The organism is Persicimonas caeni (assembly GCF_006517175.1).
GTDB classification, from domain to species: Bacteria; Myxococcota_A; Bradymonadia; order Bradymonadales; family Bradymonadaceae; genus Persicimonas; species Persicimonas caeni.
This window is the reverse complement of the sequence record NZ_CP041186.1, coordinates 3502355-3517530: the sequence shown is the minus strand read 5'-3', so window position 1 is coordinate 3517530 and position 15176 is coordinate 3502355. Positions and strand designations below refer to the sequence as shown.

At 62.3% G+C, this 15176-nt stretch carries 15 protein-coding genes; 5 read left to right on the top strand and 10 right to left on the bottom strand.

The annotated features are described in order from the left end of the window. Positions 1-127 precede the first annotated feature (127 nt). Entirely contained in the window at positions 128-1441 is a 1314-nt protein-coding gene (locus FIV42_RS13035) for a tetratricopeptide repeat protein (protein WP_168210614.1), read from the top strand. Between the two features lie 119 nt (positions 1442-1560). Here the strand turns inward: FIV42_RS13035 and FIV42_RS13030 are convergent, their stop codons facing one another. From FIV42_RS13030 to FIV42_RS13015, 4 genes are all read right to left on the bottom strand, one after another. Next, a complete protein-coding gene (locus FIV42_RS13030; RefSeq protein WP_141198118.1) occupies positions 1561-2253 on the bottom strand; it encodes a hypothetical protein in 693 nt (230 codons plus the stop codon). Between the two features lie 71 nt (positions 2254-2324). Next, complete coding sequence (locus FIV42_RS13025; protein WP_141198117.1) at positions 2325-3290, bottom strand: polysaccharide deacetylase family protein; 966 nt, start codon at positions 3288-3290, stop codon at positions 2325-2327. Beyond that, a complete protein-coding gene (locus FIV42_RS13020; protein ID WP_141198116.1) occupies positions 3290-4057 on the bottom strand; it encodes a glycosyltransferase family 2 protein in 768 nt (255 codons plus the stop codon). Before FIV42_RS13020 ends, FIV42_RS13025 begins: the two co-directional genes overlap by 1 nt. A gap of 104 nt (positions 4058-4161) precedes the next feature. Beyond that, positions 4162-4434 carry a hypothetical protein gene (locus tag FIV42_RS13015; RefSeq protein ID WP_141198115.1) on the bottom strand — a complete coding sequence of 91 codons (273 nt, stop codon included), beginning with the start codon at positions 4432-4434 and terminating at the stop codon, positions 4162-4164. A 141-nt stretch (positions 4435-4575) separates the two neighbouring features. Between FIV42_RS13015 and FIV42_RS13010 the strand changes: the two genes are divergently transcribed. Together FIV42_RS13010 and FIV42_RS13005 are read left to right on the top strand one after the other, a co-directional pair. Continuing rightward, positions 4576-5061, top strand: a complete 486-nt coding sequence (locus tag FIV42_RS13010) for a regulatory protein RecX (protein ID WP_141198114.1) — start codon at positions 4576-4578, stop codon at positions 5059-5061. Positions 5062-5153: 92 nt separating this feature from the next. Next, positions 5154-6356 carry a urate hydroxylase PuuD gene (locus FIV42_RS13005; RefSeq protein WP_141198113.1) on the top strand — a complete coding sequence of 401 codons (1203 nt, stop codon included), beginning with the start codon at positions 5154-5156 and terminating at the stop codon, positions 6354-6356. A 95-nt stretch (positions 6357-6451) separates the two neighbouring features. On the opposite strand, the gene uraH is transcribed toward FIV42_RS13005, so the two are convergent. From uraH to allB, 3 genes are read right to left on the bottom strand one after another with little or no spacing between them, the layout of a single operon-like run. Further along, positions 6452-6793, bottom strand: a complete 342-nt coding sequence (uraH, locus tag FIV42_RS13000) for a hydroxyisourate hydrolase (RefSeq protein WP_141198112.1) — start codon at positions 6791-6793, stop codon at positions 6452-6454. Positions 6794-6844: 51 nt separating this feature from the next. Beyond that, a complete protein-coding gene (gene alc / locus FIV42_RS12995) occupies positions 6845-8353 on the bottom strand; it encodes an allantoicase (protein ID WP_141198111.1) in 1509 nt (502 codons plus the stop codon). Between the two features lie 10 nt (positions 8354-8363). Continuing rightward, positions 8364-9722 carry an allantoinase AllB gene (allB, locus tag FIV42_RS12990; protein WP_222615447.1) on the bottom strand — a complete coding sequence of 453 codons (1359 nt, stop codon included), beginning with the start codon at positions 9720-9722 and terminating at the stop codon, positions 8364-8366. A 199-nt stretch (positions 9723-9921) separates the two neighbouring features. On the opposite strand from allB, the gene FIV42_RS12985 reads away from it, so the two are divergent. Next, positions 9922-10869: a DMT family transporter gene (locus tag FIV42_RS12985; RefSeq protein ID WP_141198109.1), complete on the top strand. Its 948-nt coding sequence runs from the start codon at positions 9922-9924 to the stop codon at positions 10867-10869. An 86-nt stretch (positions 10870-10955) separates the two neighbouring features. On the opposite strand, the gene FIV42_RS12980 is transcribed toward FIV42_RS12985, so the two are convergent. After that, positions 10956-12251, bottom strand: a complete 1296-nt coding sequence (locus tag FIV42_RS12980) for a hypothetical protein (RefSeq protein WP_168210613.1) — start codon at positions 12249-12251, stop codon at positions 10956-10958. 195 nt (positions 12252-12446) lie between these two features. Next, complete coding sequence (locus tag FIV42_RS12975) at positions 12447-13151, bottom strand: tetratricopeptide repeat protein (RefSeq protein WP_168210612.1); 705 nt, start codon at positions 13149-13151, stop codon at positions 12447-12449. A gap of 228 nt (positions 13152-13379) precedes the next feature. On the opposite strand from FIV42_RS12975, the gene FIV42_RS12970 reads away from it, so the two are divergent. Continuing rightward, on the top strand, positions 13380-13718 hold the full coding sequence (locus FIV42_RS12970; protein ID WP_141198106.1) for a hypothetical protein: 339 nt from the start codon (positions 13380-13382) through the stop codon (positions 13716-13718). A gap of 22 nt (positions 13719-13740) precedes the next feature. Here the strand turns inward: FIV42_RS12970 and FIV42_RS12965 are convergent, their stop codons facing one another. After that, the gene (locus FIV42_RS12965; protein WP_141198105.1) at positions 13741-15114 is read right to left on the bottom strand and encodes a ribonuclease H-like domain-containing protein; all 1374 of its coding nucleotides are present in this window, start codon (positions 15112-15114) and stop codon (positions 13741-13743) included. Between the last annotated feature and the right edge of the window lie 62 nt (positions 15115-15176).

Sequence of the window (15176 nt, the reverse complement as noted above, 5' to 3'; positions counted from 1 at the left end):
GTGTCGTTCTATATGTAGCCGATAGTAGCTACTGCCACGACTCGAACATGACAACGCTTGCAGGGATGCTATGATTACGGGGAAAGAATTCTCGATTGGATCGGAAAATCAGAAGGTTGGAGCGCGAATGCGGGGATTGAGAGGCTCGGGGCGAAGCACGAAGAACAAGTGGTGGCGGCTGATGGGGGCATCGGCGCTCGCCGGGGTGATGCTGGTGGGCTCGGCGTGTTCGACGACCTCGGGCGCGAAGACGCTCGATGGCACGCCGACGGCCGAGGAGCGACTCGAACTCGATCCGATGTTGATTCGGGCGGGCGCAAACGGCGAGGGCGAGACGATCGACGTCACCGAGGTCTTCAAGATGGCCTACGAGGCGTACTCGGATCGGCGCTACGAAAAGGCCGCCAAGCACTATGTGCTGGTCGTCGAGTACTTCAAAGACAGCAAATACTATCTGCCGGCGCTCTACAACGCCGGGTTGAGCTACGAGAAGCTCGAGCGTTGGCAGCCCGCGGCCAAGTATTACCGCCAGATCATCGACGAACACCCCGAAGAGAAAGACGCCAAGGACGCCTACTATCGCCTGGCGAACGCCTACGAGAAGATGGGCGAGCACCAAATGGTCGTCGAATTGATGACCGAGGTGCTGCTTCGCAAGGAGCTGAGTAACTTCGACCGGTGTGAAGCGTATGTGCGCCGCTCGAATTCGTTGCTCGAACTCGAGGACTGGAAGGAAGCCGAGCAGGGCTACACCACGATGCTCGAGCTCAACGAGAAGGCCGCGGCGACCGAGCGGCTCTCGGATGATTCACACCTGGTGGTGCAGGCGCATTTCGGCCTCGGGCGCTCGTATCACGAGCGGGTGCGCGATATCGAACTGGTCCTGCCGACCGAGCGCATGGGCCAAGATCTCGAGAAGAAAGGCGAGTTGTTCACCCGCGCTCAGCTCTACTACATCGAGGCGCTGCGCCACCATCACCCGCAATGGTCGATGGCCGCCGGCTACATGATCGGCAAGCTGTACGAGGATTTCTACACGGACATCTTCAACGCCGAGATCCCCGACGACCTCGACCGTGAGCACGTGGCGCTGTATTTCGAGGAGCTCCAAAAGCATATCCGCCCGCTGATGGAGCGCGCGGTGCAGGTCTACGAAAAAAACCTGTCGCTGTCGCGGCGTATCGGCACCAGCGACGAGCAAAACGAGTGGGTCGCCCAGACCTCCCAGAAGCTCGAGCGGCTGCGCCACTTCCTCGACGATCCCATCACCCAGCGCCGCGCCGAAATGCTCGTCGCCCACGGTCACACGGTCAAGACGCCGTGGGACCCGCAGGCCACGGCGACCGACCTGGTCGACATCGCCGTCAAACAAGCGGCTGAAGAGGCACATGGCGAGAGCGCCGCGAAGCTGGAAAAAAAGGCGGAGGGGCCGGATTCGTAAGGGCGACGAAGAGCTGCGCTCACTAGCGACTAGGGGTGATCAAGAGTTACTGCCCCTCCTTAGTCCCCCTTAGTCCCCCTTAGTAACCCTTAGTCCCCCTTAGTAACCCTTAGTAACCCTTAGTCATCCTCACCGGTCGGGAAGCTCAAGAGCTTGCCGGCCGGTTTTTTTGTGCCCTCGGCGCGCCGGTGGCGGTGGCTGCTCACCGGCATGAGCCAGCGAATGTGGTGGATGGGGATGTCGAACTCACCGAAGTCGCTGTCGACGAGGAGCGCCGGTTCGGCTTCCTCGGCGTCAGCGTCGGCATTCGAGTCGGCGTCGGCCGAGAGCAACTCGATGGGCGTGCAGCGGATGCGCGGCCAGATATTCTCGCGCGCATCCAGGTACTCCAGCTCGAGATCATAGCCCTCGTCGAGGGCGAATTGGGCCACCGAGATGCGACTCTCGATGTCGGCGTCGAACATGATGTCGACTTCAGGGGTGTCGGTGTGCGCACCGGTGTCGAGTTCGTACGCTTCGCCTTCGGTCAGCCAGCGAAGTACGCGCGAAGCTTCGTCGTCGCACAGGTTGGCCGCCGACTTGGGGAGCGCGCGCCAGACGAGGCGCCGCAGTTTTTCGGCCGCCGAAGGCTTGATGCGGGTGCCTCCGCGAAACGCGAGGATTTCGAGCACCCGTGCGGCGACGGCCGCGGCAGAGAGCACGGAGTTGTCGGTGAGCAGTGCGGGGTGCTCGACGTCGAACGCGTCGGCGGCGAACGGCTCGCTGATATCTTCGCGGGGCTTGCGGCCGGGCAGAAAATCCTTCCAATCCATCGTCAGTCTCGTTGGCGTTTCACGTGAAACAAGCGTGGAGCGCAGGAAAACTAGCAACGCCAGGTCGTGGCTCAAGCAAGAGCGCGCACGGCGTCTTCGAGCGTCGTGAAGATATACTTTTCGCGAAGCCGCGTGATGACGTGGGTGTAGAGGGCACGCTTCTTTTCCCACGGCACGCGCAGGTCGGGTTGGGCGGCGACGAGTTCGGGGGAGTCGACGTCGTCGGCGTCCATGAAGTCGATCGCGTGAAACTCGAGCTGGAAAATCTCGTCGTAGGCTCCGGCAAGAAGCGGGTAGACGGCGTTGAAGCCCGACTCGCCGAGCAGATGCAAGCTGGTACCGATGATTGGAAAGCGCAGACCCGGCACCAGGCACATCGGCACTTCGACCGGCATGCGCGAGCGCTCGTCCGGCTTCCAAAGCTTGTCGCGTGAGGGGCGATAGGGCCCGATGGGGGCGAGCAAGTTGGACGCGGGCGTCATCGCGCTTCGGCTGGGCCGACTTCGAAGCCGCTGCCAGGCCATGATGGCGCCTTTGGCGAAGTAGTAGGGTGGGCAGGGAAAGACCGACGAGTCGTACAGGTAGCCGCGCGAGGCGACGAGTTGCAGGAGATCTTCGGTGATATTGTAGCCGGGGGCGCGGTAGCCGACCGGACGCCGCCCGCCGGCGGCCTCGATCGCCTCTTCACCCAACGCGAGTTCGCGCTCGCGAATCTCGAGCGGTCGCTGCGGCAAATCGTAGAAATGCGAGTAGCTGTGGTTTCCGAGCTCGAATCCCTTCGAGACGGCTTCGGCCAACAACTCGGCGTGGGCGGGCTGCTCGGCGTCGCGTCCGACGACGAACAGGGTCGCCGGCACGTGATGGTCGGCGAAAAAGTCGAGCAGCCGGCGCACCCCGACCGTGTAGGCGGCGTCGGGGCCGCCATCTCGGCGTCGATCCAGCCCATGGATGTCTCGATAGAAGCGAAGGGAGTCGAGATCGACCGTCAGGCACGCGCGGGGCGGCGAGGAGGCGCCGTTGGCTGCGGGTTCGCTCATTATTGCCGGTGACGAATACGGATAACCCAGACGAGCCGGGCGAGGTTCTTGAGCACGTTGGGCACGCGCCGAAACAGGTTGATCGACGGCTGGCGCTTCTCGACGACCGTCAGCGGGATCTCGGTCATGCGGAAGTTCATGCGCTCGGCTCGAATGACAAACTCGCTGGCGAACAGGTCTTTGTTGACCACGCAGCGATCGATCACGTCGAGCAGGCGCTTGCGCTTGAAGGCCTTGAGTCCGTGGGTGTCGGTGCCCTTGAAGCCCAAGAAGATGTGCAGCAACGAATTGAGCACGCGCGTGGCCAAACGCCGGTACAGCGGGCGGCGATCGGAGGATTCTTTGAGCGCCTTGCTGCCCACCACCAGGTCGAAGCCCTCGTCGCGCATCTTGCCGAGCGCGCGCACGTAGAAATCGGTGTCGCACAGGTCGATCTCGTCACAGATGACGTACTCGCCTTTGGCCGCCAGGATGCCTCGGCGCAGCGCCAGGCCGTAGTCCGGCTCCGGGTTGTGCATCAGCTCGAGCTCGGGGTGGCGCTCCATGAGCTCTTTGGCGACCGCGATCGTGTTATCCGTCGAGCCATTTTCGGCCAGGATAATCTGGTAGCTGTTGTTCCAGCGCGGGTCGTTGTCGAGCTTTTCGGTCAGGTCGGCGATGGACGCCGACAGAATCCCCTCCTCGTTGTAGATGGGGATGACGATGGTGACGTCGACTTCGCGCTGCTCGTCCAGGTCCGCGATTTCGGTTTCCGGTCGTTTATTCATGAATCGGCTCTTCGGATATTACTGCGTAGTACCGGTGGGTTTTAGCGAGATGCGCGGTGTTGTGCAAGTTTGGAGGCCACAATGCGCGTCAAATCCTCTGCGCCTTAAATCTCCTGCTCCTGCGCCATTTTGTTCAGCCAGCGATAAATCAGGTACAGAAAGCCCCAGTTGAGCAGCAGCAAGACGAAGGACATGCCGACCAAAAAGGCAATCATGCCGGTGTCGGTGGTGTCCACATCCCCCACGAAGGGGACCAAACTCGGCTCGATGAGCACGAGGGCCGGGATGGCGGCCGGCAAAGCCATCAAGATGGCGGCCACGCTGAGCGCGCCCTTGCCAACGACGTCGACTGGATGTTGGGGAGTGGTATCGCTCATGTCTATTCAATCTGCCTGTGGTTGCCTGCATGCCTGTTCAGGTAGTACAACGGAGGTGCGTCCGAACCTCAACCGACGGCGCGCGCCGTGAATTTCGGGCGGAGCATATAGCCTAGTGCTTCTACACACAAACCACACTGAATGACCAGCTTCGACAAGCCATCAGACGACAAAGACGAGCCCAAGCTGAGCGACGTCGAGGCGTCCGCGTTGCGGATTTTGGCAGGACGGCCCCACGCCCAGGGCGAGTTGGAGCGCAAGTTGCGCAAGCGTGACTACCCGGACGAGCTCATCGCCGAGGTGTGCAGGCGCATGCGCGAATTCGGCTATCTCGACGACGAGCAGTTCGCCGAAGATCAGGCGGCGATTCTCAAACGCAAGGGCTGGGGGCCGCGCCAGATCGGCTATAAACTTGGCAATACGGGGCTCGATGACGTGGTCGTCGACGAGGCCATCGCCAATCTCGGCAGCGCGAGGGACTGGCAGGAGGCATGTCGCGAGCGCGTCCGCTCGAAATACCGCTGCGAGCCCGGCGAGCTCGACTTCGACGGGCGCAAAAAGGCATTTCGCCACCTCAAGTACCGCGGCTTTCGCGAGTCGACCATCCGCCGCGTCCTCTTTGACTGAGTCGACATGTCGACTCGACCTTGCGTACGCCTGTCGCGGCGCGATAGGCTCCCTTCGATAAGAACAATGTAATCTTTCGAAGGAATCGCAGCATGACTCCCCACTTCAATGAGTGGCTCGATCTGACGATCCGTTGGCTGCACGTCATCGCCGGCGTGGCCTGGATCGGCACCTCGTTTTATTTCGTTTGGCTCGAAAACCTGCTCGAGCGCGGCAAGGACAGCTTACCGGAGGGCGTCGAAGGCGATCTGTGGGCTGTGCACGGCGGGGGATTCTACCACCTCAAGAAGTTTGAAGTCGCCCCCGATGAGCTCCCCGAGACGCTGCACTGGTTCAAGTGGGAAGCGTACTTCACGTGGATTTTCGGCCTGTCGCTGCTCATCGTGGTCTACTACTTGAATGCCGGCTCGATGATGATCGATCCGGGCGTGGCCGACATCACGAGCACGACCGCCGTGGCCATCGGCGCCGGCTCGATCGTAGGCGGCTGGGTGGTCTACGACGTGTTGTGCCGCACGCCCTTGCTCAAGCGTCCGACCCTCTTCTTGGCCGTGATGTATGGGCTAATGGTCGCCTCGGCGTTCATTCTGTCGGAGGTGCTCAGCGCGCGTGCAGCGTACATCCATATCGGCGCGATGATCGGCACGATGATGGCCGGCAACGTCTTCTTCGTGATCATCCCGAACCAAAAGAAGATGGTTCAAGCCGCCGAGGAAGGACGCGAGCCGGAGGCCAGCGACGGCCAGTACGCCTCGCTGCGCTCGCGCCACAACAACTACTTCACGCTGCCCGTGCTCTTCATCATGGTCAGCAACCACTTCCCAAGCACCTACGGCAACGAGTACGGCTGGGCGATCTTGGCCGGCCTGTCGGCCATTGGCATCGCTGTGCGCCACCACTTCAACGTGCGCCACAAGACCAACAAGTGGGCCTGGACGATGGCCGCAGCCTTGGTCGGCATGGTCGCGCTGGGACTGGTGACCTCGCCGGGCTTCGGCAAAGCTGACGAACAAAAGGCGCTCGAGCAGATGGAGCCCGTGGCCTTCCAAGAGGTGCAGGGCATCATCAACGCACGTTGCGTGCAGTGCCACTCGCAGAACCCGACCGACGATGTGTTCAAGGTCCCGCAGGGCGTCGTGTTCGACACCCCGGCGGACATCAAAAAGTACGCCCCGCGCATCAAGGTGCGGACCTACGACCAGAAGACGATGCCTATCGCGAACAAGACCGGGATGACTGACGAAGAGCGCAAGATCTTGGGCGCTTGGGTCGTTCAAGGAGCCAAGATCGAGTAGACAACGACGATTTCGCCACAGAGGACACGGGGCCCACGGAGAACGACTTCTTCTTCTCTCCGTGGGCCCCGTGTCCTCTGTGGTGAGTATCTCGTTCAGCTACCGCGGTAAGTGGAGTAGCCGTAGGGGCTGAGCAAGAGCGGCACGTGGTAGTGCTCGTCGGGGTGTTGGATTTCGAAGACGACTTTGACCACCGGGTAAAAACCCTTCGTGTCGTTCATCTCGAAGTAGACGCCGGTTTCGAAGGTCATGCGGTACATGCCGACGTCGAGCGACTCGCCTTCGTTCAACAGGTCGCGAACGCGCCCGTCGTCATTCGTGGTGCCTCCGCCGATGACCTGCCAGCCGTCGTCGGTGTTGGCTTCGAGGATCAGCGGGACGCCTTCTGCAGGCGTGCCCAGCGAGGTGTCGAGAACGTGGGTGCTGATGGTGCTCATAGGTATTAAGGGTGACTAAGGGTGACTAAGGGTGACTAAGGGTGACTTCCGTTACGGCTTCCCGATCAACTTTTCGAGTCGAAGCGCGGTGATCTTGCGCTGCTCTTCGGCGGCGTTTTCGATCTCGGTGGCGCGGTCGTTTTCGAGACGTTCCTCGAGCATGGCGAGCATCTCGTCGGCGCTCTTGCCGGAGGCGCAGACGATGAAGATGAAGCCGTGGCGCTCTTGGTAGGCGACATTCTTCTCCAACAACGCGTCGAGCATCTCGTTGGAGGCGTCGGCCGCGCCCTTCTGCTCCTGCTCGGACCACTGCTTCGACTTTTCGGTCTGGTCGCCCTCGGCCTTGCGCTCTCCGATCTTCGGATGCGCCGAGAAGGCTTCGAGGTAGTCCTCTTCTCCCAGGTCGGCCCAGACTTCATCAGCGGTTTGCTGGAGGGCTTCGATCGAGGCGTACGGACGCTGCTCGACCATGGTGTCGGCCCAGCGGGTCGAGCCGCAGCAGGTGATGAACGCCTCTTTGGCGGCGCCCTCGGGTAGCGTGTTCAGCCACTCGAGCTTGCGGGCGCGCCAGCCCTCTTCGCTGACCTGGCCGCGCAGGCGAAGCCGGCTCACACCGCCGTCGGGATAGATATTGAAGCGTACGTGTGTGATCGGTTCATCGGCGTCCAACGCGAAGTGGTGGCGCGTGTGTGCTTGGAGCTTCGTCTCGTCGCGCAGCACCTGCCAATCGTGAGCGTCGGGATCAAAAGCTCCCTCGCCAACCTCCGCGTTGCATCCTTCGAGCGAGAAGCGATCGGGGTAGTTGCCTTTGAAGTGGTTGGTGTCCACCTCGACGTGCTCGACGGTGCCCTCGGCGCCCAATTCGAGCACGACCCAGTCGTAGCCGGGCCCACGACGGCGTTTGGTTTCCCAACCGTCGCCCATATCCTTGCCGCGCCCCGGCATCAGCAGGTTGTTGGCATCGCCGAAGAACATGTCACTGGCGGTGACAACGCGGCCGCCATTTTCGATGGCGCCCAAATCGATTTCGCCGACACGCTCCCAGCGGTCGAGGTCCGGCAGCGGCTCTCCGTGCACGCGAAGGCGGGCGACGCCTCCGTCGGGATAGATGTGGAAGCGCAGGTGAGTAAATCGCCGGTCGGTGTCGAGCTCGAAGTGGTTCTTCGAGTCGCCCTCGAGGTCCGATTGGGGCAGGATTTCGACCCACTCGATGTCGCCGCTGGCGAGTTCTTCAGGCTCGGGCTGTCCTTCGACCGCGCACGCCTCGATGGAGCAGGCCTCCGGATAATTGCCGCGAAAGAACGCCGTGTCGACGACCACGCCCCGAATCAAACCGGGCAGGCCCAGCCGCACGATGCACCAGTCGTGGCCCGGTGTGCGCTTGCGGCGGCTCTCCCAGCCGTCCATCCATTTGCCGCGATCGGTGTAAACGCCCTCTTTCCAGACGGCTTCGGCGGGCTTGAGCAGGTTTTCTTTGGGGGCGAAGAACTCGTCGCTGGCGATGAGCACGGCGCCGCCGAGGCGTTCGGAGGCGAGGTCGATGTATTTTGTGAAGGGCATTTTTTAGGGTTTAGGGGGTTGGGGTTTGGGGGTTTAGGAGCGGTTTTCCGGTCGGGTGGGCGAAATTGCCGTCGTCGTAGACGACTTCGCCGCGCAGGTACGTCTTGTGGACGACGCCCTGGAGGCGTCGGCCGTCGTACGGGGTCAGCTTGTGGCGGTGTTGCAGGCTCTGGGCGTCGACGGTGAATTCGGCGTCGGGGTCCCAGATGACGATATCGGCGTCGGAGCCCGGGCGCAGACTGCCTTTGCGCTCGGAGATGCCAGCGAGCCTCGCCGGGGCGGAGCTAGCCCATTGAGCTACATCTTCGAGTTTGTGACCCCTAGCGCGGGCTGCGGTCCAGAGTACCGGCAAAAGTAGCTGCAACGAGGCAATGCCACCCCATGCCTCGTCGAAGCGGCCGGTGTCGAGGCATTTGAGCTCGGGCGGACTCGGCGAGTGGTCGGTGGCGACCAGGTCGAGGCAGCCGTCGCGCAGGGCCTTCCACAGCTCGTCGGCGTTCCCGCGTGGTCGAATCGGGGGCGCACATTTAAACTCGGTGGCACCCTCGGCGACGTCGTCGGAGCCGAAATAGAGGTAATGTGTGCAGCTCTCGGCCGTCAGGCGTGCGCCGCGGGCCTTGGCTCGCTCGATAAAGGGCAAGGCCGTGGCCGACGACACGTGCACGATGTGCACGCGCGTGTCGAAGCGCTGCGATAGCTCGGCCATCAGAGCAATGGCCTGGTCTTCGGCCGATCGCGGCCGTGAAGCGAGGTAGAGCCCGTAGTGGCGCGGGTTGCCGTGTTGCCACACCTGAGCGGCGTCTTCGAGGACGCTGGGAAGCTCGGCGTGACACAGAAGCACGGCGTCGAGCTCGCTCAGCACGGGCATCGCCTCTTCGAGATCGGCCGGCGAGACGTTCTGGAACTCGTCGACGCCCGAGGGGGACAAAAAGCACTTGAAGCCGAGCACGCCAGCCTCGTACAGCGCAGCCAGCGCGTCCGTATTGCCCGGGACAACCCCGCCCCAGAAGCCGACGTCGACGTGGCATTTGCCGTGAGCAGCATCGAGCTTCGCCTGGAAGCCTTTCGTCGTCGTTGTCGCCGGCACCGAGTTCAACGGCATATCGACCAGCGTGGTCACGCCGCCGGCTGCCGCCGCGCGCGTCGCCGTCTCGAAGCCCTCCCAATCAGTGCGGCCCGGCTCGTTGATGTGGACGTGGGAGTCGACCAGACCGGCCATGACGACCGCGTCGCCCGCTTCATCGAGTTCGGCGCCGTCGGGCACCTCTTCATAAGGCGCGACGTGCTCGATGCGTCCGTCGCGGATGTGGATGCTCGCCTCTTGGACGCCGTCCGGGGTGACGACGCGGCGGCTTCGTATACATTTCAAGGGCATAGTCGGGTCTTGTCTCTCGTTCGAAGGGTCCTGAGGCTACGCGCACGCAGCTTACAAAGATCAGGCTTGTCTCAGGGGGCCATCTTGGCATAACTCGGGCGCCGAGAACACCGCGCACCGCGGAAGACTCGAGAAGCATCTCACAAGCAGCAATTCTGAAGTAGCAAGTCTCAAGCAGCAAGAAGTAACACCTGTGACCACCCCTTGGACAATTGGCCTTATTCTGGGCACCGTCTCGGCAATCTGCTGGACCTCGCTCGATATCACCAGAAAACACGTCGTCGGCAAGATGACCGCTTCGATCGCGCTGCTGGGCATGATGATCACCCAGTTTCCGTTCGTGCTGCCGTTTATGACGGCCGCTGAAGTGGGCGCTGCCCCCGAGGCGCAGACTCCCCTGACCGAGATTCTCTTCGCCGGGTTTCCCGAGTTGTCGGGCACCTACCTACTCTTCGCGCTCGGCTCGGTGACGCTCAACGTGGCGGCAAACTACCTCTTTTTGCGCGCGATGCAGATCTCGCCGCTGAGCCTGACGACCCCGTACCTGTCGTTTACGCCGGTCTTCTCGGCGCTCTTTGCGTTCCTGTTCTTGGGCGAGGGCGTTACGTCCTGGGGCGTCGCCGGCATTCTGGTGGTTTGCCTCGGCGCGTTCTTCCTGAACCCGGGCAATAAGGAACACGGCGTGCTCGCCCCGCTCAAGGCGCTGTGGACCGAACGCGGCAGCTTTTACGTGTTGCTCGTGGCGATCATCTGGAGCATCACGCCTGTGCTCGACAAGCGCGCCAGCGACCTCACATCCCCGATGTGGCACACTCTGGTGCTCGCCATGGGCGTCGGTCTGGCGTTCAGCGTGTGGCTCTTTGCCCGCGGAAAAGCCAAGCAGGTGTGGCAGGAGTTCAAGCTCACGCCCTGGTTCTTGGTGCTCGCAGGTTTCTTCTTGGTCGCCGCCATGGTGCTGCAACTCACCTCGTACGCCTACATCGAGATCGCCTACGTCGAGACGCTCAAGCGCGCGCTCGGCGTGGTCGGCGCGATGGTCGCCGGCTACTTCCTGTTCGGCGAGAAAGACATCGCCCGACGCTTCTTGGGCGCGGGCGTAATGGTCGCGGGCGTGGCTTTGGTGATGTTCGGCGGGAACTAGATCTCACCACGGGGACACGGAGAGCACGGGGGAGAAGCATATAAAGCTGTTCCCCGTGTCCCAGTGTTCCCCGTGGTGAATCTCTTTTATGCAGGAGTGGCTGTCTTGGCGGAGTCGCTACCGCTGAGGTCGGGCTGGAAGCGCTCCAGGATGTCGGTGTAGTCGGCCGGTACGAGCCCCTCGAGCAGTTCGCGGGATTTGGCGACCGGGATCGGCTTTTTCTTTTCTTCTTCAGATTGGGTGGCGCGATAGTCGGCGATGCGAGCGTGTGCCTCCTCGACGGCGTTGGAGATCTCGTCCATGTGCAAGATCTCGGCGGTGTCGAGTTCGATCTGCGAGATCGGGTTCTCGCGTACCCAGGCCGGCCCGAACAGCTTGTCGAGCATCATCGTCGACAGTTCGGGCATATCCCAGTAGACGCCGTGCTCGCTCAAGACCTTGCGCGACAGCATGCCGAAGAGCCCGGCGCCGGGGATGGCCATGAGTGCGGCCGACAAGAAAGCCGGCAGACGCACGATGGCGTGGGCGCCGTAGGTCAGCCCGTGTGAGAGGCGGAAGGCGGTGACGTCACGCTCGGCGATGATCTTGGCGTCGCCCAGCGCCCCACGTCCGTAGACTCCTTCGAGCGCGTCGACGTTCTGCGAGCCGCCGGCCCACGTGAAAAAGGCGGTCAGCGACGCGGGCTCGAGCCAGTCGAAGCTGACCATCGCCTGCAGAAGCTTGGCGTGGTTTCGCCCCATCGTGTCGAGCGTCTCTTGGTAGCCGCGCGGGTGGTAGCTCTTGGTGCGCGTGCTGATGACTCGCCCTTCGAAGTCGATGGTGGGGACCTCGATGGGCTCTTTGCCCTCCCGAGGCGAGATCCACTTGCCGAAGGCCACCGAGTCGATGAAGACGGCTGCCTTTCGCGGGGCCTGGGCGCGCACCCTCTCGAACGCTGCTTTCACTTTGGACGGAAACGCAGGAGCGGCCTCTTTGACGTCCCCTTTGAGTCCGCGGCGGGGCGCCATCATGATGTCGGCAAAGAGCACCTCGAACTCCACGCCGCGCTGTTTGGCGTACTCTTCGAGGGCGAGCGCGTTCTGATAGCGCGCGTAATGGACGGGCGAGACGGGCGTGCCGTCGTCGTCGAGCTTCAGCAGGGCCTCGGGTTCGTAGTACACCCCCACGCCGTACTGGAGCACGCCGGCGTCGATGGCCGCCAATGTGGTGTGCAACCCCATACCGTCGGAGACTCCCGCGAGCAACCATGGCTGCTCGCGCACACGCGCCGAGTGCTGCAGGTTGGCAATGGCGTCGAGGCTCTGGCGATCGAAGCTCGCCGAGAGGGCTTCGAGGCGCTTCATGCCAGCGGCGATATTCTGCTGCTTGTTTTCGAGGTCCATCTGCGCTCCGGGAGCATGGTTGACCATGATGGCTGACCAACGTGCGGGCCAAAAATGACCTGTCAACCCGCCACGTACGACGGTCAGTGTTAGGACAACCGCGCCCCCGGCGCAACAACCACAGGCGATTTTTCTTGAAGCGGCTAAGTGCCTGCGGTGAATGAAGATTCAGTCAGTCGCACCACCGGGACCGGCTCAGTAGGCGCCGCCGGTGTTGAGCATCTCGCAGCTCTCCTGCAGGCCCTCGTCGCAGCCGCGCTGGAACCACTGGCGCGCCTTGTCGTGGCTGCGGGTGACGCCGCCGCCATTGGCGTACAGGATGCCCGCGGCGTGACACGCCTCCGCTCGACCCAGGTCGCAGCCCTTTTCGTAGAAGCCCAGCGCACGCGCCAAATCGCGATCGACGCCACGCGCCTCCGAGTACATCACGCCCGCCAACCCGCAGCCGGTGCCGTCATCGGCATCGCAAGCGCGTTCGAACCACTCGACCGCGCGGGTGAAGTTCTGCGGGATGCCCGTACCCTCGTAGTTCATCAGCCCGGCGGTGACGCAGCTGGGCGAAAACCCGTTCTCGCAGCTCTCCTTGAAGTAGTCGAGCGCGCGCGGAGCGTCCGAGCGCACTTGGTCACCGCGCAGGTAGATGGCCCCCAGAATGCCACACGACTCGGCGTGGCCTCCCTCGCACGCTTGGTCGAAGTAGCCGAGCGCCTTGTCGATGCTGCGTTCCATCCCGTGCCCCTCGTAGCGCATCACGCCCATCTTGTAGCACGAGCGCGCGTAGCCTTCGGTACACGACTCGCGGTACAACCGCGGGGCCTCCTCGGGATTTTGCGCGGCCTCTTCGTATTTCTCCTGCGGCGTGTGACTGCAGCCGGTCATCATGGTCAGTGGTGCGATCAAAAACACAGCAATCCAAGTACAATAGCGCTTCATTTCGAGCCCCCGATGGCAGAAATGGGTTGTGGAGTGGGTCGTAGATAAAACGTAAACGTGTTGTGCATCTTGAACAGGGTGGAAGAATAGACGACGTGAAGCCGTTTTGTGATCTCGAGCCCCCGTCTCTTGATATCGACACAATACGGGGCAACAATTAGTCGTAGGTAAGCTCGACGTAGCGAGGCGAGGACGATGATCGAGAATCTAGCGAGCAAGGCAAGCGATTCGTTGTGGCGAAAGGTCGGTGAAAAGGCGGTGATCACCGCCGTGACCACGCTGCTCAGTGAGGCGATCAAGGCATCGGTCGAAGTCGTCAAAAAGAGTAAGCTCATGGAGCAGAAGGCCGATTTCGACGACCGGCGAGCGCGTGAGAAGAAGGCGCGAGAGCCCGACGAGCCGCAGTCCGAAGAGGAAGACGCCGACGAGGCCGACGACGAGGTCGACGCCGCCGAGTCACCCAAAGGTGACGATACGTCCAAAAGCGGACCCAAGATCAGCTTTGCAGAGTACCTCGCTCGCCGAGACGTCTGAGTCGATCATCTGAATTGATCGCTCAGAAGGGCGACGTCTCGTCGAGCCGCTTGGCGAAATGATCGGCCAGGGCCGCGTCGCCCGTGCCTCGATAGTAGTCGACAAGTCTTTCGAGCGCGAACGGGTTGCGCGGCGAAAGCGCGACCATTTCGTGCAAACGGTGCACGATTTCGTCGCGCTCCTCATCGCCTCGTCCTTCTCTTTCGAGCCGCTCGACTTCCCCCCGCAATTCGCGAAGCCGCGTGCCGATCGGCATGCCTCGCCGGAGCTTCGCGCGTGAAAACGATCCTGCAAGTTTCACTGTTTCACGTGGAACATCCTCTTGTCGTGCTTGCTCCGTCGGGCGAGTCTCCGGCTGGCGACGCCCGCCCGACTGCGCCTTCTTGCGCAGTGCGTAAGTGCGCGAGAGTTGAGAGGCGAGCTTGGTTTTCGGCTTTGCCTTCGGCGGTCGAGCTTGTTGATCCGAACCACTGCTCGAAGGTCTGTTTCCGAGATCGGATTTGGAAGCGCGGTTCTTGAAGCGGGCGCTGTCGGAGCTGCTTCCGAGTCCTTCGGCAAGTGCGGGCAGCAGCACCACCATCGAGAGGATGTCGAGTCTGTTGTGGTCGAAGACATCGAGCAGCAGATGGGGCGACCCGGTCTTCAGGTACTGCTTCCACCGGCCCGGGATCTTCGCGCCGGGTACGTCATCGGTGCGCCCGAAGCCGAGCACGTCCTCCTCGAGTTGCGAGAGCTTGTGGCCGTTGCGATCGGGCAACAGTTTTCGAGCCAGATGCAGCAAGTCGAGGTGGGCAAGATCGTCGAGTGGATGCTCTATGCCGTAATGACTGAAGCGCCGCTGGAGCATGCGCACATCGAACGAGCTTCCATTGAACGTGCACAACCCCTCGCAATCGCGTAAGATCTCGGCGCACGCGCTCAGCGAGGCAGGCTCGTCCGCCTCGGTCGGGGTGAAGTAGTGGTAGACCCCGAACTGCGAGCCCTCCCAGACGCCGATCCCGATACAGAACGGAAAGCTCGTCTTCGACAGCCCGTTGGTCTCGAGGTCCAAAAAGACCAGGCGGCTCGGATCGGCGGAATGCAAGCGCGCATCGTTGAGTTGCTTTCGGAAGCCCTCGAGCGTGACCGCTGCACCCTCGGCAAGCCGCTTCGTGCCGTGTTGGTGGGACTGCGGGTGATGGCGCACTAGAAAATGGGCCTCACCGCGGGCTGTCGGGCGACTGTCGGCGCCGTGGTCGCGCCACGCATCGACCGCCGATGTGGCGATGCCCAAATCCTGCTCCTCGACGTCATCGGCGGTGAACACACGCGACTGCTCGTCTTGCGTCGACTGACGACGGCGCTTTTCACGAGAGCCGTGCAGTTGTTTCAGCCGTTTTTTGAACTTCGAGGACATGGTACAGAGAGTGATTGAGAGATCGAGGGTTCGAGGGATCGAGAGAAAGCCACTCGATCACT